Source organism: Xanthobacter autotrophicus (assembly GCF_005871085.1).
GTDB lineage: Bacteria > Pseudomonadota > Alphaproteobacteria > Rhizobiales > Xanthobacteraceae > Xanthobacter > Xanthobacter autotrophicus.
Genome location: NZ_VAUP01000016.1, coordinates 23,567 through 39,075 on the forward strand (window position 1 = coordinate 23,567; position 15,509 = coordinate 39,075).

Below are 15,509 nucleotides of genomic sequence, written 5' to 3' on the forward strand. Positions count from 1 at the left end.
GACGGCCGGCCCCGTGGCGGTCGAGCCTGCGCGCGCAATCTCCCGCATCGAGGCCCTGATCCCATGAGCGTGTCCGTGTTCGCGCATCCGTTCCTTGGCGCCCTGCTGGGCGACGCGGAGGTCGCCGCCGTCTTCAGCGCCGAAGCGGACATCGCCGCCATGCTGCGCTTCGAGGCCGCGCTGGCGCAGGCCGAGGCGGAGGCTGGGGTCATCCCCAACGCGGCGGCCGAGGCCATCGTGGCCGCCGTCTCCCGCATGCGCATCGCCCCATCGGATCTCGCCGCGGCGGTCGCCCGCGACGGCGTGGTGGTGCCGGAACTGGTGCGCCTTCTGCGCGCCGCAGTGGGCGAGACCCATGCGGGCTGGGTGCACAAGGGGTCCACCAGCCAGGACGTGATCGACACCAGCCTGTTCCTGCGCCTGAAGGAGACGGCGGACATTCTCGACGCGCGGCTGCAGGCGCTGACGGCCGCGTTCGACCGCCTGGCGGCCGAGGCGGGCACCCTTATGCTTTGCGGCCATACGCGCATGCAGCGCGCGCGGCCGGTGTCGCTCGCCCACAAGGTGGCGGGCTGGCGTGATCCCGTCGCCCGGCATCGGGCGCGTCTGCCCGACGTGGCGCTGAACCTGTTCCGGGTGCAACTGGGGGGCGCCGTGGGCAATCGTGCCGAACTGGGCGCCGCCGCTCAGGCGGTGGCCGACGGTGTTGCCGACCGGCTCGGTCTTCAGCGCGCCTTGCGCGCCGCCCATGCCGAGCGCGACAGCGTCGCCGCCTTCGGTCACTGGTGCACGCTGGTCTGCGGGGCGCTGGGCAAGTTCGGCGCCGATATCTGCCTGATGGCACAGAACGAAGTGGGCGAAGTGACCATCGCCGGCGGCGGCGGCTCGTCAGCCATGCCGGAGAAGAACAATCCGGTGGCGGCGGAAATCCTCGTGACCCTGGCGCGGTTCGCCGCCGCCCAGCAGGGTGGCCTCGACCAGGCTTTGGTGCACGAGAACGAACGCTCCGGCGCCGCCTGGACGCTGGAATGGATGATCCTGCCCCAGCTGGTGGTGGCGGCCGGCGCCGCGACCCGCACGGCTCTCGCGCTGGTCGCGGCGCTCCGCTTCCCGGCGGCTGCCGATCAGAACGGCAGCCCCACATAATTCTCCGCGACCACGGTTGCAGCCGCCGGGGAACTGGCGATGTAGTCAAGCTCGGCGAGCTGCATGCGCGCGCCGAAATCCCCGGCATCGGGGAAGGCGTGCAGCATGGTCGTCATCCACCAGGAGAAGTGTTCGGCTTTCCAGATGCGGGCCAGCGCGCGCTGCGAATAGGCGTCGATGCCCGCCCGCGAGCCGCCCGTGTAGAATTCGATGAGGCCGCTGGCGAGATAATGCACGTCGCTGGCGGCGAGGTTCAGGCCCTTGGCGCCGGTGGGCGGCACGATATGGGCGGCATCCCCCGCAAGAAACAGGCTGCCGAAGCGCATGGGCTCGGCGACGAAGCTGCGCAGGGGGGCGATGCTCTTCTCGATGGACGGGCCGGGCGCGACGCGGGCCGCGACCTCCTGCGGCAGGCGCTGGCGCAGTTCGTCATAGAAGCGGTCGTCCGGCCAATCCTCGACCCGGTCGGCGAGGGGCACCTGGATGTAGGAGCGGCTGCGGGTGCGCGAGCGCATGGAGACGAGGGCAAAGCCGCGCGCGTGCCGCGCATAGACCAGTTCCTCGGAGGCGGGCGGCACGTCCGCGAGCAGGCCGAGCCATCCGAAGGCATAGACCCGCTCGAACTCGGTGATGGCGTGGCGGGGCACCGAGCGGCGCGAGACGCCGTGAAAGCCGTCGCAGCCGGCGATGAAGTCACAGGTGACTTCGTGGTTCACCCCGTCCTTGCGATAGGTGACCCGGGGGTGGCCGCTGTCGAAATCGTGGATGGCCACGTCCTCGGCCTCGTAGACGGTGGGCGCGCCAAGGGCGGCGCGGGCCTCCATCAGATCACGCGTCACCTCGGTCTGACCATAGACCGTGACGACCTTGCCGCCGGTCAGCTTGGAGAGATCGATCCGGTGGGAGCCGTCACCAAAGGCCAGGGAGAAGCCGTGATGGACGAGTCCCTCCCGGTCCAGCCGCGCGCCGCAGCCGGCCTCGCGCAGCAGATCGGTGAGCCCACTTTCGAGGACGCCAGCCCGGATGCGCGAGAGCACGTAGTCGGCACTCTTCGCCTCGATGATGAGGGCATCCACGTTTGCACGGGCCAAAAGCTGGCCCAGCAACAGCCCTGAAGGCCCCGCGCCGATGATGCAGACCTGCCGTCTCGATCCCTGTCCCGCCATGTGTGTCTCCTCCGCCGACGCACAATCTGCCCGGCGTCTTGAGCGGGAGAGTGGCGTAGGCGGTACCTTGTGTGGAATGGAGCGTTCGGGCACAGTCTTAGACAGATCGAACCACGGGCGCGATCTGTGCGAACAGCAGGGATCAGCCCGGTTGAATGGCTCCTTCTTTGCAGTAAAGAGTACGCAATGGGCAGTATAGTCCCGGCCTACGCCCTCTATGGGGAGGGCAGCAGCGGATTTCCCGACGAACTGCATGTGGAGACCATCGTCGCCCGCAGTTCCATCCATGAATGGCGCATCCGGTCCCACCGCCACGGCGATCTCTACCAATTCTTCTTCATCGCCACGGGCGGCGGCATTGCCTCCATCGACGGTGCGACCCATGCGTTGCGCGGGGGCTCGGCGGTGGTGCTGCCGCCGCTGGTGGTGCACAGCTTCGATTTCAAGGCGGGGACCGACGGCTATGTGGTGAGCGTGCCGCCCGCGGTCCTGGACCGGGCCTCGCCCACCCACGGGCAATGGCGCAGTGCCTTGGCCTGTCCGGCGGTGATCGCGGCAGAGCCGGAGGCCGCATTCCGTCTGTCGCAAACCCTCGCCCTCGCCCATGCGGAGTTCGCCGACGGGCGTGTGGGGCGGACCGAGGCGCTCACCGCCTTCGCCGGTCTCATCCTCGTCTGGTTCCGGCGCGCCATCGCGGCGGAGGCGCCGGACGGCGCGCCAGGCGGGTTATCGGTCCAGCGACGCCTGTTCGAGCGTTTCCGGGCGCAGGTGGAGGAGGATTTCCGCTGCCATCCCTCGCTCGCCGATCGGGCCCGACGGCTCGGCGTGAGTGCGCCCCATCTCAGCCGGGTCTGCCGGCAGATGGTCGGCTGCTCGGCGCTCGGCGTGGTGCAGGAACGTTTGATCCTGGAGGCGCGGCGTCACCTGCTCTACACTTCCATGACCGTTTCCGAGATCGCCTTCCTGCTGGGCTTCACCGATCCGGCCTATTTCACCCGCCTGTTCACCGGCCATGTGGGGCAGAGCCCGAGAGCCTATCGTGACGTCTTCTCCGTTCCCTCGGACGGCGCTGGACCGCAGCACTCGGTGGGCGGAGCAACCGCGACGGGGCGCCATCGTCGCCGACGACGCGAGGGGTAGCCGGCCCGCCCGCGACGTCCCATCAGGGGCGCATCCCGCCCGCGCGAGTGCCAGCAGGGCGTGCGGGTTGCTCGCTTTCCTGCCCCCCGGCGCGCAGGGCTGCCCTGATCCCGTTCAGCGCGTGCAGGTGGGTCTCCAGCACGGCCGCGAGCCGCGCAGCACCGTCCTTCAGGTCATGGATGGACGCGGCGCACTGGGCCAGCGCGGCATCCACCGACTGGAGCACCTCATCGCGGATCTGGCGTTCCAGCGCTGCGTGTAGGCGAGTGGCATCGACGCAGGTAGATTGGCGGCGACCGTCCATCGCGACCACCACATCCTCAAAACCCGTGTCTCCGGGGGAAATTGCGCGGCCTGGGGCATGCGGAGCGAGCCGGTAGGCGCTCAGATGGACGTCCGCTGCCATGCGGAACGCGGAGTCAAGGGCCTGCGATAACTCCCTGCAAACGGCGTCCGCGTCCCGCGCCAGGGCGTCGGCGTCCAGCAGGTCCGGCAGCAGGGGGACGACGGCACGCCATAGATCCTCCTGCATCTGCGCGCCGCGGCGGTCGAGCTGGCCTGCCGCGTCGTCCAGCAGCCCATTCAGCCGGTCCAGAGCTGGCCACAGCAGCGCGAGCAGGCCGCCGAGCAGGGTCTCGTCTAGATGACGCAGCCGCACCTCGGCCGGCTTGCGGCGTCGATAGGCCTGCGCTGGTGAAACGAGGGCCCGCAGGGCGGAATAGAGACGATCCACGCCCGCCGCCGCCATGGCCGCGGGGCTCTCTCCCTCCGCGCGCGCCATATGGACCGAGATAGACAGGGGCGGTCTCAGCTGTGCCACGTCCAGCCCAAGCGCAGCGAGCTTGTCGCGCGCACGCTCCGCCACGTCCGCTTCCTGCCCGCAGCGGTCGGCCATCGGCTTGTTGCGCATGAGCTTCACCAGCGCGCCGTCGATCTCGTCTTCTTCATAGCGGTCGCTGCGGGTGATGACCGGCAGCAGGGGCTTGGCACGGCGCAATTCGCCGGCAAGCTCGTCCAATTCCTGCACCTGCCCCGGCGTTGAGGAACTGGTGAGCCACAGCACGGCGTCGGCACAGTCGGCGAAGCGGCGGGTGAGCGCCGCGTGTTCGCCGGTGGCGGAATGGAGGCCGGGCGTGTCGAGCAGCACCAGCCGCTTGCCCAGCCGGACTCCCTGGATGCGCGATGTGGTCTCCGTCGCGCCCTCGGTGAAGCGGTCGCATGGCTCCAGGCGTCCGTCGGCATCGAGCTGAAAATAGTCCACTTCCGCGCCGTGCGCGGCGAAACGGTCGGCCATGAGATTGCAGAGCGAGCTTTTGCCCGCATTGAACTTGCCGAACACCAGCAGGACAATGGTTTGGTCGAGGCACCGCGCCAGCGCCTCGGCGGGCCGCAGCGCCTCCCGTTGCCGGGGCCAGTCCGAGACGCAGGCGTCGACCGCGGCATTCACCGCCGCCATGTGTCGGCTGGTCTCGCTGTCCTCCCGCAATGATGAGGCCGAGAGGCGGGCACCGGCGAGGCTCGCGCCCAGGCTTGCAAGCCACCCGTCAAGGCGCGCCAGCGCGGGTCGAAGATCGTCCGAGCCGAGCGCGACCGCCTCGACCCCGGCCATGAGGAGCTGTTCCTCGGACCCTGCCGCGCATGTTGGCGGCTCATGGAGCGCCGGCGAGGGGCGGCCACGGTCCATCGTCTCCGCCGTCATGGCGCGGTGTCCGGCGGCAGGGCGGCGAGGGCGCGGTCGGCCGCATCCAGCGCGACGGAAGACTCGGTGATCCTGTCCCGCAGCGCCGCCCGCGATCGCGACAGCTCGAAATAGTGCGCGAAGGCCGCCTGCAGCCGCGCTCGCCCCGGCGCCTCGCAGAACATGCGGTGCAGGTCCGCCCTGAATTTCACCGAGACGCCCATGACCGCCACCATGACCGTGTTGAGGCTCCCTGCGGCGGTCTGCTGCTCGCGCGGCAGGCCGGAGACGCCGTGGCCCGCGAGGAAGCCGTCGAGGTGGATGCACGCCCTCGAATAGGCCACCTGGATGTGCGCGCGCTCCAGCTTCGCCGCGGTCGTCGCATAGCGCTCACGGCCGGTGTCCGCCACCAGCGCGAGGTCCGGGCCGGCGAGTGCCACGACCACCTCCATGTCCCGGCCGATCGCCGCAAGCAGGGTCTCAAGCCCGTCGTCGAAGACGTGCCGCTGGGCCGCCTGCTGCTGCCGAAGGGACGACAGCGTCTCAGCCTCGGCGCGCCGGACAGTTTCAAGTTCCGCACGCATCTCACCCAGCAACAGTCGCGCCTCATGAGCCCGCGCGGCGGGCACCCGCGCGAGCGCGTCCGCCAGAGCGCGCTCCAGCTCGGGAATTCCGCTGCGCTGGATCAGCAGGGTTTTGCCGTCCTCCAGTCCCCGGCGATGCCGGGTGGACGAGACAACGAGAAGGCCTGCGCCCGGCACCTGATCTGCGATGGCCGACATCACGCGGCCGAGCGCGTCGTCGTCTTCCATCTGGTCCGCTTGGGTCACGACGATCAGCGTCTCGCGACGGGTGCGCCGGCTGTCGGCGCGCAGCGCTTCGAGCAGCGCCCGCTCCACCGCGTCCAGCTCGCCTTCGCGCGCGGCATGGACGAACAGGCGAATGTCGGATGCCAGCCAGACGGCCCGGAGCGCATGCCGGTCGTCCTCTCCGGCCACGTCCGCATCCAGCCCGGGAGCATCGAGCCAGCGCACGCCCGCGTGCCGGCACTCGGCCAGATGGACGGTCTGGCGTCGGTCGGCCACGGCGAAGGCATCCCGGCGTATCAACTCGTTGAGGAGCCGACTCTTGCCGTGATTGTACTTGCCGATGACGGTGACGACGGGCGCGTCCGCCACCGCCAGTTCGTCGAGGCGCGCGAGGTCGCCTTCCCGTTGCGGCAGGACGTAGAGCACGTCGCGCCACCGCGCCGGGTGGGCGCGTGTCGCCGGCTGTCGAAGAGAGGAGTCCTCGGGCATGTCGTGGCTTCCGGTGCGTGTCCGGCGGCAGCATTCGCGCGCTGCCGCCGGTTTTTCGCTCAGGCCGCGGCGCGGGCGCGCTCGACGATCTGGTTGTCCTTGCCGGCGACCTTCGGGGTCAGTTCGATGTTGAACTCAATGTCCCGGTAGCCGTCCTCCTCGAAGCCGACCGCCTGGCCGCCGGTGCGCTCCACCACATGGGGGATGAGACCTTCACGGGTGGCGAAGGCGAAGTCGTCCCAGATCAGCGGATCACCCTCGATGTTGAACTGCGTCGTCAGCTTGCGGAAGCTGTCCGTGGTGACGAAGAAGTGCACATGGGCCGGGCGGTTGCCGTGGCGGTTGAGCTGGTTCAGCAGGGTCTGCGTCGCGCCGGAGGGCGGGCAGCCATAGGAGGCCGGCATCCGGGTGAGCACTTCATAGCGCCCGTCTGCGCCGGTGCGGATCGCGCCGCGCAGGTTGAATTCGCTCTGCCGGCCCGTGGGGTCGAAATGCGAGTAGAAGCCCTTGGAGTCCGAATGCCAGACTTCCACCAGGGCATCCGCCACCGGAGCGCCGTCCGGGCCGGTGACGCGGCCGTGGATGCGCAGGGGGCCGGCGTCGGGATCGGGATTCTTGTCGAGGCGCGCCTTGCTCTTCTGCTCGGGGGCGCCGGCGACATAGAGGGGCCCCTCGATGGTGCGCGGCGTGCCGCCGGTGATGCCGAGCTCGGCATCCTCGGCATCGAGGCGCATGTCGATGTAATGCTCAAGCCCGATGCCGGCCGCCAGCAGCGCCGCCTCGCCCTCCGAGCCGAGCTTGTTGAGATAGTTGATGCCGAGCCAGACCTCGTCCGGGGTCAGGTCGAAATCCTCGATGGTCTTGAACAGGTCGGAGACGATGCGGTGCACCACCTGCTTGGCCCGCTCGTTGCCGCTGGCGCCGTCCAGATTGGCGATGATCCGCAGGAAGTCCTGCACGTCCTTGCCGTTGAAAATCTTCACGCCCATCCTTGCGTCCTCCATTTCGCTTTCTGGTGGCGAGGGCTTCCGTTCGCCCGTTGCGCCGGTTGATCTTGTTCAAGGGGCCTCGTGCCCGATCGACGAGGGGCCGCGGGAGCGGATCCCTAGGCCGTCGCGACCGCCGTGACCGTCGCGCTGCGGCGCGCGGCGTTCACCGCGAACACCAGCATGGCGAGGGCCGAGAGCGCCGCGGGCACCGCGAAGATCAGGAAGTTCTGCTGCAGCGGCAGCTCCTGGGCCAGCAGCACGCCCCCGAGCGTCGGCCCGACGATGGCGCCGATGCGGCCCACGCCCGAGGCCCAGCCGAGGCCGGTGGACCGGATCGACAGATTGTAGAGCTGCGCCACGCTGGCATAGAGCAGGATCTGCGTGCCGATGGTGGTGGCGCCGGCGATGAAGACCATCACGAACAGCAGGGGCGCCGGCAGGCCGAAGCCGATGAGCGCGATGGACACGGCGGCGGCGGTGAAGAAGCCGACCACCACCCGGGGCAGGCCGAAGCGGTCGCCGAGCCGTCCGCCGAGGATCGCCCCCAGCATGCCGCCGAAATTGAGCGAGAAGAGGCTCAAGAGACTGGCGGTCTCGGCATAGCCGACTTCCTGCAGGACCTTGGGCAGCCAGGACGACAGCAGGTAGACCAGCAGCAGGCAGCAGAAGAAGGCGGCCCACAGCATCACGGTGCTCACCGCCCGCTGGTCGCGGAACAGCTCGATGACCGAGGCGGACGCGCTCTTGCTCTCGGTGAACACCAGCCTGTCCCCGGCATCGAGCCGGGCTGAGGGAGCGACCTTCGCCCAGATCGCGCGGGCCTCGGCCTCCTTGCCCTGGCGGAGGAGGAAGCCGAGGGATTCCGGCAGCTTCCACAGCACCAGCGGCAGCAGGAGCAGGGGTACGGCGGCGATGAAGAACATGGGCTTCCAGCCGAACTGCGGGATGAGCCCGATGCCGAAGCCGGCCGCCACCATGCCGCCCACCGAATAGCCGGAGAACATGACGGCCACCATGGTGCTGCGCAGGCGCTTCGGCGCATACTCGTTCATCAGTGCGACCGTGTTCGGCATCAGGCCGCCGCAGCCGAGACCGGCGATGAATCGGAAGATGCCGAACTGGGTCGGCGAATTGGCAAAGCCGGCAAGCAGGGTCGACGTGGTGAACAGGAGGAAGCAGATGGCGATGCCCTTCTTGCGGCCGATCCTGTCCGCGAGGGGACCGAAGACGAGGGCGCCGAACATCATGCCGAACAGCGCCCAGGCCTGAAGGGTGCCGGCCTGCGGCTTGCTGAGGCCCCACTCCTTCATCAGCGCGGGCAGCACCGTGCCGGCCACGAAGACGTCATAGCCATCCACCACCAGCAGCAACCCGCAGAGCGCGGCCACCATCCATTGGAAGCGCCCGAACGGCGCCTTGTCGATGGCATCCGTGATATCGATGTTTCGCATGCGTGTTTCCTCCCCGGAGTGCTTTTGCACGTTGATCTTGTTCGCTGGCGCGAGCCCTAGGCGCTCTCCTTCAGCGGCGCGTTGGGCGTGAATTTCTCGTAGTGGAAGCAGTTGGGCGTCACGCCCGTCGCCTCGAAATGACGGCGCACGGCATCGACCATGGGCGGCGGGCCGCACAGATAGACGTCCGGTGACGCGCGGAGCATGTCGTCGGGCATGTGCTGGGTGACCCATCCCTTGCGCGGATGGGCCGAAGCCTCGTCGGCCACCACGGTGGTGAAGCTAAAGCGCGGCAGGCGCGGTGTGTAGGCTTCGAGCGCGTCCACCAGCACGAGATCGAGACCCCGGGTCACGCCGTAGACGAGATGGATCTGCTGCTGGGAGCCGGCGCGGGCGAGCACTTCCAGCATGGAGAGGAAGGGCGCGAGGCCCGTGCCACCGGCGAGGAAGAGGAGCGGCGCGCGGGTGTCGCGCAGATAGAAGCTGCCCAGCGGACCGCTGAGAGTGAGCCTCTCGCCTGGCTTCGCCCGCGCCAGCCAGGAGCTCATGAGCCCGCCGGGAATCCTCTTGATGAGGAAGGAGATGCGCGTCTCGCCCGGCGCCGAGGAGAAGGAATAGGCGCGGGTGAGCCCCGTGCCCGGCACGTCAATGTTGACGTACTGCCCCGGCAGGAAGGCGGGCGCCGGGCCGTCCACGTCCAGTTCCAGGACGACCGCGGCGTCGTTGTGGAGGCTCACCTGCGCCACGGTCGCGGCGAACTTCTGTAGCCCCGTCTTGCAGGAGAGCGAGCTGACCGGCACGGCGATGATGCAGTCGCTGGACGGCACCATCTGGCAGGTCAGCACGAGCCCCTGCGCCGCCTCGTCGGCGGTCAGGGCGTCCTCGATATAGTCTTCGCCCAGATCATACGCGCCGCTTTCGGCGCGGCACTTGCAGGTTCCGCAGACCCCGTCGGAGCAGTCCATGGGCAGGTTGATCTTGTTGCGGAACGCCGCGTCGAGCAGCTTTTCGCCGGCCTTGCAATCGATGATGCGCGTGACGCCATCCTCGAAATTGAGCGCGATGGTATGGCTGGACATGGAACCCTCCCTGGGCCGGATATCGATGCCTGTCAGACGTGATAGACGTCGATGACCTGGCGGATGTAGTCGTTCTTCAGAACGATCTTTTTGGCCGAGATGGTGATCTGCCCCTGATCCTCGCGAAGGGTCACGAACATCGTTCCGAAGAACTGGTCCGTGACCTTGTAGCGGTGGCTGAGGGTGTGGAAATTGTACCGGAGGTCGACCTCGCCCGGCCGCGTGGCCAGGAGTTCGACATTGGTCACGTTGTGGCTCGTGCGCGGCTCCGGCGTGGAGGCGCCGGAGCGTTCGGTCTTGATGCGGAAGACGCGGTCTTCCAGCCCGTCGCGATCGGCATAGTAGATCAGCGAGATCTGCGACTGCGGATCCTCGGTGAGCCGGTCGTCGTCATCCCAGGCGGGCATCCAGTAGGTGACATCGGGGGCGTAGCAGGTCAGCCATTCGTCCCACGCGCGGTCGTCCAGCAGGCGCGCCTCGCGATAGAGGAAGGCGCGGGCGGCTTCGAGGGAGATGGTCATGCCGCAACTCCCGTCTCGCGGGGCGACACGGCCTGGCGCATCACCTTCGCCCAGTATTCATGCTGGCGCACGAACAGCCCTTCGTCCTCGCTGCGCTCGCCGGACAGGAGCGGGCGAATGCCCAGGCGCCTCGCGTTCTCGTCCGGGCCTTCGATCCACAGGGGCGCGCCACGGGACAGGTCGTTCCACAGCGCGGAGATGCCGGCATAGCCGACCTGGCAGGCGCGGAATTCCTCGAGGTCGTCCGACGTGCCCATGCCGGAGACGTTGAAGAAGTCCTCGTACTGGCGGATGCGCAGCGCCCGGTCCTCCGCGCTTTCGCCCTTGGGGGCGAAGCAGAAGATGCTGATCTCCGTCTTGTCCACGCTGATGGGCCGCGCGACGCGGATCTGCGTGCTGAACTGGTCCATCAGGAACACGTTGGGATAGAGGCACAGGTTGCGCGTCTGGTTGACGATCAGGTCCGCGCGCTCCTGGCCGACACGGGCGGCGATCTCCTCGCGGTGGCCGTACACCGGGCGCACTTCGGGGTTCATCGTGTTGGTCCACAGCAGGATGTGGCCGTTGTCGAAGCCGTAGACGCCGGCGACGGAACGGCTCCAGCCGTTGGCGTCGACCGCCTTGGTGCCTTCCACCTTGCGCCGGCCCATGGTCGCCGCATAGTTCCAGTGAACGGAGCTGACGTGATAGCCGTCGCAGCCGTTCTCCATCTGCAGCTTCCAGTTCCCGTCATAGATGTAGGACGAGTTCCCTCGCAGCACTTCCAGCCCGTTCGGCGCCTGATCCACGATCAGGTCGATGATGGCCTTGGTCTCGCCGAGATAGTCGGCGAGGGGCGCCACGTCCTCCTTCAGGCTGCCGAACAGGAAGCCGCGATAGTTCTCGAAGCGCGGCACGCGCTTCAGGTCGTGGGAGCCGTTTTTGGCGAACTGGGGCGGATACTGGGTGGTCTTCTCGTCCTTCACCTTGAGCAGCTTGCCGGTGTTGGAGAAGGTCCAGCCGTGGAAGGGGCAGGTGAAGCTGCCCTTGTTGCCATGCTTGCGCCGGCACAGGAGCGCGCCGCGATGAGCGCAGGCATTGATGACGGCGTGGAGTTCGCCCGCCTTGTCCCGCGTCACCACCACCGGCTGGCGGCCGATGGAAGTGGTGTAGTAATCGTTGTTCTCCGGGATCTGGCTCTCATGAGCCAGATACACCCAGTTGCTCTCGAAGATATGCTTCATCTCCAGCTCGAAGAGATCTTCGTTGGTGAAGATGTCTCGGCGACAGCGGAAGACGCCGGCCTCCTTGTCGTCGACGACGGCAGTGGCGAGCAGGCGGTCGAGATCGCGGGTCCTTTCGGCGGTCGCTGACATGGCTATCCTCCCTCGTGATGCTGCGCTTCGTCGGCGTCAGGGCGGAGATCGCCCGGGGTCGGCTGCGCGTTCGTGCAAATTGTTGAACCGGGTGCGGCGCGCCCTACACGGCGACGCTCGTGGTCTTGCGGGGCCGGCCCCGGGTGAAAAAGTCCACACGATCCTCGTCGAGCGCGATCCCGAGGCCCGGCCCGGCAGGCACGGTAAGCTCGAAGTCCGCGTAGGTGAGGGGCGTGGCGAGAATTTCTTCGGTCAGCAGCAGGGGGCCGAACAGCTCGGTGCCCCACTGGAGATTGACGAACGTGGAGAACAGCTGGGCCGACGCGATGGTGCCCACCGCGCCCTCCAGCATGGTGCCGCCATAAAGGCCGATACCGGCCGCATCGGCGATGGCGGCCACGCGCTGGGCCTGGAACAGGCCGCCGCTCTGCTCGACCTTGATGGCGAACACGTCAGCGCCGGCATGTTTCGCGATCTCGAAGGCGCTCTCCGGCCCCTGGAGCGACTCGTCCGCCATCAGCGCCACCGGGAAGCGGCGCACCAGCCGCGCCAGGCCGGCGGCCGTGGCGACGGGCTGCTCGACCAGCTCGCAGCCGGCATCGGCGAGGGCGGCCATGCCGTAGGCCGCCTCGGTCTCGCTCCAGGCCATGTTGACGTCCACGCGCACCGCGCCGCGGTCTCCAAGCGCGCGCTTGATGGCCGCGACATGGGCGACGTCGGCGGCCGGCGTCCGTGCGCCGATCTTCAGCTTGAAGATGCGGTGGCGCCGCAGCTCCAGCATCTTCTCCGCCTCGGCGATGTCCTTGGCGGTATCGCCCGATGCCAGCGTCCACGCCACCGGCAGGCGGGAGCGCAGGCGGCCGCCCAAGAGTTCGCTCACCGGCTGGCCGAGCCGCTTGCCCTGCGCGTCGAGAAGGGCGGTTTCGACGGCGCTCTTCGCGAAGCGGTTGTCCTTCACCATCTTGCCGATGCGCAGCATCAGTGCGCGCACGGTGGTGGCGTCCTGGCCCACCATCAGGGGCGCAAAATAGGTATCGACCGCGAGCTTCATGCTCTCCGGGCTCTCACCACCATAGGCGAGGCCGCCGATGGTGGTTCCCTCGCCGATGCCCACCACCCCGTCGCTGCACAGAACGCGCACCAGCATCAGCGTCTGGCCGTTCATGGTCGCGACCGAAAGCTTGTGCGGCCGGATGGTCGGAAGGTCGATCAGCGCCGTCTCCACCCGCTCGATGACGGCGCGGGCAGGAGCAGAGGTCGGGACGGGATGTGCAAGGGTCGCGTTCATGGCGACACCTTGCGGACGACGGGCGCCGGCGTCCAAAACCTTTTGTGTTTACAATTATACTCAGTAGGTATTATGTCGTAAAAAATGTAATGGAACGGCAGCTTGCCGCACCGCAGCATACCAAAATCGACCATGAAATTTGTGCCCGCGGAGGGGGCGCGGGATGGATCTTCGCCAGCTTCGGTATTTCGTTGGGGTTGCGCGGGAGCGCAATTTCACCCGCGCCGCCCAGCAGCTCAACATCGCCCAGCCCCCCCTGAGCCGCCAGATCCAGGCGCTGGAGGACGAGTTGGGCGTCGCGCTCCTCATCCGCAACAGCCGTCCGGTGCGGCTGACGGAGGCGGGCCGACTGTTCTACGAGCAGGCGTTGCAGGTGCTGGGGCGGGTCGATCAGATGCGCGCGGCGACGCGGCGCGTGGGCCTGAACCAGAACAGCGTGCTGTCCATCGGCTTTGTGGCGTCCACGCTCTATGGCGGGCTGCCGTCGCTGGTCCGTAAGCTGCGCCACCGGACGCCGGATATCGAGATCCAGGTGCTGGAGATGATGTCCGTTCAGCAGATTCCGGCGCTGAAGGAAGGGCGCATCGACATAGGCTTCGGGCGCCTGCACCACAGCGATTCCGGCGTGGTGGAGATCGTGCTGCGTGAGGAGCGCCTGACCGTCGCCATTCCCCGGGACACGCCGCTGGCACAGGACAGCGCGCCCCTACCCATTGGCGCGCTGACCGGCCAGAAGCTCATCGTCTATCCGAAGGAGCCGCGCCCGGGCTATGCGGACCAGGTGCTCAATTTGCTGCACGGGCACGATGTCCGGCCCGCGGAGGTGCAGGAGGTCCGAGAAATCCAGACCGCGCTCGGCCTCGTCGCAGCCGAAACCGGTCTGTGCGTCATTCCCTCATCGGCGCGGCAGATGCGGAGCGATGTGCATTACCGCCTGCTCGAGGGGGAACGGGCCACCTCACCCGTCATCCTCTATCACCGGGTGGGCGATACCTCTCCCTACATCGATCTGGTGAAGGAGGTCATCAAGGAGATGTATGCGGAGAACCCGCCCTGGCTCAGCGCCGAGCACAATTTGCCGACGCGGCCGTCCTTCGCCGAATAGGCTCGGCGCTGCCCGCCTGTCAGCCCTGGTCGCCGCCGCCCGCGGGCAGCACGGTGCCGGTGATGTAGGATGCCTCGTCGGAGGCGAGAAAGAGGATCGCGGCGGCGATCTCTGCAAGCTCGCCATAGCGGCCGAGATGGGTCGCGCGCAGGGTCTGGTCCACCACCTCCTGCATCCACGCCTTGCCCTGCTCGGAGATGGGATCGGTGCCGCGTGGGACGCGGCGGGGGGGCGCCGAAACCCCGCCCGGCGCGACCGCATTCACCCGAATGCCCGTGCCGGCAAGTTCGAACGCGAGGGAGGCGGTGAGGGCGTTCACGCCGCCCTTTGCCGCCGAATAGGGGATGCGGTTGATGCCCTTGGTGGCGATGGACGACACGTTCACGATCGCCCCGCGCTTCTCCCGCAGCATGTAGGGCAAAGCGGTGCGGCAGCCCCACAGGGTGGGAAACAGGGAGCGGCTGATCTCCGCCGTGATCTGGCGCTCGTCAAACTCCTGGAATGGGCGCATCCAGATGGCGCCGCCCACATTGGTCACCAGCACGTCGATCCTGCCGAACGCGGCGTCGGCCTGGGCCATCACCCGGTCATTGCCGGCGTAGGTTTCGAGATCTTCCACCATCGCCACGGCGCGGCCCGCACCATGGGCCGCCTCGATCTCGGCGGCCACCTCGGCGACGATGGGCGAGCGGTCCACCACCAGCACGCGGCCCCCCTCGGCGGCGGCATCCAGCGCAACCTGCTTGCCCACGCCCTGGGCAGCGCCGGTGACGACAAGGCTTTTGCCTGCGAAGCGTTGAGGGCGGGCGGTCCTGTCCGACACGGGATTTCCCCTTCTTGTTGGTAAGCATCCGCGTGAGATCAGGTTGGTCCTGAATCGGGGCTGCTCGGGTGGTGTTGTCACGGGGCGGGGCCCTGACGATTCTGGCCGGCGATGTCGGAGCCGCCGCCCAGGGCATCGTTGTCATCGTAGGTTATACGCCTCCGCAAGCATTTTCGATGACCGGCTCGGTATATTTCAATATCTTATAGGTATCAAAAGCGAGTAGTGCCGCCAAGCGACCTGTCGGATGGGCGATCATGCGGCACCAGAGGATTGGCTGAACGGCAGGGTCGATCGATGCCTCGAAGTTCGCCGATCAGGTGTCCGGACCCGGTTCTGTCTTAGAGTCCGTTTGAGAATGTTCAGGGATGGACGATCCGGCGCAGCATGAGGCTGCCGAGGGCCACATGGATCATGGCCTCGGAGACGTCGAGGCGCTGCTCGTAATCGCGAACGAGGCGCTTCCATCT

13 protein-coding genes and 1 pseudogene are annotated in these 15,509 nt (G+C 67.9%); 3 read left to right on the plus strand and 11 right to left on the minus strand.

Translation table 11 applies throughout. From position 1 onward, the window contains the following. Window positions 1-63 precede the first annotated feature (63 nt). Window positions 64-1,146 (plus strand): 3-carboxy-cis,cis-muconate cycloisomerase, encoded by a 1,083-nt coding sequence (locus FBQ73_RS08475; RefSeq protein WP_138399067.1) that lies wholly within the window; start codon window positions 64-66, stop codon window positions 1,144-1,146. Here the strand turns inward: FBQ73_RS08475 and pobA are convergent. After that, on the minus strand, window positions 1,125-2,312 hold the full coding sequence (gene pobA / locus FBQ73_RS08480) for a 4-hydroxybenzoate 3-monooxygenase (protein WP_138399068.1): 1,188 nt from the start codon (window positions 2,310-2,312) through the stop codon (window positions 1,125-1,127). The two genes, FBQ73_RS08475 and pobA, sit on opposite strands and share 22 nt — an antisense overlap. A 186-nt stretch (window positions 2,313-2,498) precedes the next feature. On the opposite strand from pobA, the gene FBQ73_RS08485 reads away from it, so the two are divergent. Then, window positions 2,499-3,452, plus strand: a complete 954-nt coding sequence (locus tag FBQ73_RS08485; RefSeq protein WP_138399069.1) for a helix-turn-helix domain-containing protein — start codon at window positions 2,499-2,501, stop codon at window positions 3,450-3,452. A 22-nt stretch (window positions 3,453-3,474) separates the two neighbouring features. On the opposite strand, the gene FBQ73_RS08490 is transcribed toward FBQ73_RS08485, so the two are convergent. The 8 genes from FBQ73_RS08490 to FBQ73_RS08525 form a co-directional block, all read right to left on the minus strand. After that, on the minus strand, window positions 3,475-5,061 hold the full coding sequence (locus FBQ73_RS08490; RefSeq protein ID WP_170218811.1) for a P-loop NTPase family protein: 1,587 nt from the start codon (window positions 5,059-5,061) through the stop codon (window positions 3,475-3,477). A gap of 86 nt (window positions 5,062-5,147) precedes the next feature. Beyond that, window positions 5,148-6,428 carry a GTPase gene (locus FBQ73_RS08495; protein ID WP_138399071.1) on the minus strand — a complete coding sequence of 427 codons (1,281 nt, stop codon included), beginning with the start codon at window positions 6,426-6,428 and terminating at the stop codon, window positions 5,148-5,150. A 59-nt stretch (window positions 6,429-6,487) separates the two neighbouring features. Then, window positions 6,488-7,417, minus strand: a complete 930-nt coding sequence (gene catA, locus FBQ73_RS08500) for a catechol 1,2-dioxygenase (RefSeq protein WP_138399072.1) — start codon at window positions 7,415-7,417, stop codon at window positions 6,488-6,490. A gap of 116 nt (window positions 7,418-7,533) precedes the next feature. Continuing rightward, a complete protein-coding gene (locus FBQ73_RS08505) occupies window positions 7,534-8,868 on the minus strand; it encodes an MFS transporter (protein WP_138399073.1) in 1,335 nt (444 codons plus the stop codon). 56 nt (window positions 8,869-8,924) lie between these two features. Next, window positions 8,925-9,947 (minus strand): benzoate 1,2-dioxygenase electron transfer component BenC, encoded by a 1,023-nt coding sequence (gene benC / locus FBQ73_RS08510; protein ID WP_138399074.1) that lies wholly within the window; start codon window positions 9,945-9,947, stop codon window positions 8,925-8,927. Between the two features lie 32 nt (window positions 9,948-9,979). Next, the gene (gene benB / locus FBQ73_RS08515) at window positions 9,980-10,468 is read right to left on the minus strand and encodes a benzoate 1,2-dioxygenase small subunit (protein WP_138399075.1); all 489 of its coding nucleotides are present in this window, start codon (window positions 10,466-10,468) and stop codon (window positions 9,980-9,982) included. After that, a complete protein-coding gene (locus tag FBQ73_RS08520) occupies window positions 10,465-11,823 on the minus strand; it encodes a Rieske 2Fe-2S domain-containing protein (RefSeq protein WP_138399076.1) in 1,359 nt (452 codons plus the stop codon). Before FBQ73_RS08520 ends, benB begins: the two co-directional genes overlap by 4 nt. A gap of 103 nt (window positions 11,824-11,926) precedes the next feature. Further along, window positions 11,927-13,111, minus strand: coding sequence for a muconate/chloromuconate family cycloisomerase (locus tag FBQ73_RS08525; RefSeq protein ID WP_138399077.1), 1,185 nt, complete (start codon window positions 13,109-13,111; stop codon window positions 11,927-11,929). Window positions 13,112-13,274: 163 nt separating this feature from the next. Between FBQ73_RS08525 and FBQ73_RS08530 the strand changes: the two genes are divergently transcribed. Next, complete coding sequence (locus tag FBQ73_RS08530) at window positions 13,275-14,216, plus strand: LysR family transcriptional regulator (protein WP_138399078.1); 942 nt, start codon at window positions 13,275-13,277, stop codon at window positions 14,214-14,216. 19 nt (window positions 14,217-14,235) lie between these two features. Here FBQ73_RS08530 and FBQ73_RS08535 read toward each other — a convergent pair whose 3' ends face one another. Both FBQ73_RS08535 and FBQ73_RS08540 read right to left on the minus strand, forming a co-directional pair. Next, window positions 14,236-15,039, minus strand: coding sequence for a 1,6-dihydroxycyclohexa-2,4-diene-1-carboxylate dehydrogenase (locus tag FBQ73_RS08535; RefSeq protein ID WP_138399079.1), 804 nt, complete (start codon window positions 15,037-15,039; stop codon window positions 14,236-14,238). A 362-nt stretch (window positions 15,040-15,401) separates the two neighbouring features. After that, a pseudogene (locus tag FBQ73_RS08540) lies at window positions 15,402-15,509 on the minus strand (IS5/IS1182 family transposase); the annotation flags it as partial.